1 protein-coding gene is annotated in these 742 nt (G+C 62.3%); it reads right to left on the reverse strand.

The genetic code is table 11. The features are described from left to right. Window positions 1-742, reverse strand: a 742-nt coding sequence (locus VBE63_RS30825; protein ID WP_323686749.1) for a UvrD-helicase domain-containing protein, incomplete at both ends; no start/stop codon positions are given.

Below are 742 nucleotides of genomic sequence, written 5' to 3' on the forward strand. Positions count from 1 at the left end.
GAGGTACAGCTTCTTGGCGCGACCACGGATGTCGATTCCGCAGCGGCTCATGGTCGCCTTGTTCTTTGCGTAGATGCGTTGGTGTCCATCCCCAACGAACATCAGATCATTGGGTCCGGGTGGAACCAGCGCACGGATCAGTCGCAGCGCCTGGGGTCCAAAGTCCTGTGTCTCGTCGATCACCGCATGGGTATATGGCGGTCGGCCCTCGCCTTCGAGCAAGTGACAGGCATCGCGATAGGCGTCGTCTGGCTCCTTTAAGCCCTTGGCGCTGAGCTGCAACCGATAGTCCTCGAAGATCTCCCATAAGGCGTCGCGCTTCTTGCGCGAGAGCAGGACACCACGGCCGCGCCGAGGCGCCTCGCGATAGTCGTCGCGTGTCGCCAGCCCCTGCGCCAACACCACCTGCTCGAACTCCTCACGCACGAATACCCGCGAAACGCCAAGCCCAAGGTCAAGGTCGTCCATGGCCGCCTCCCAGGTCGATGCGCACTTGGCCTGAAAATCGAAGGCGATCGCATGCTCGTAGCGGCGCGCCTTGAGCAGCCGGAACACCAGGGCATCCAGGTTGATGACGTCGATCCGCTGCATCTGCTCCGGCGAGCAGATCGACTTCAGCCCGTCCTCGATGTCCAAGGCCAGGTTGGTGGTAAAGGTGGTGAACAGCAGTTTCTGATCGCCGCTCGCTCGATGGCTGGCCAGATGGCTGGCCAGGTGCTTGGCGCGGTGCATCGCTAGCACG

Source organism: Lamprobacter sp., from assembly GCF_034860625.1.
In the GTDB taxonomy this organism is placed as follows: domain Bacteria; phylum Pseudomonadota; class Gammaproteobacteria; order Chromatiales; family Chromatiaceae; genus Lamprobacter.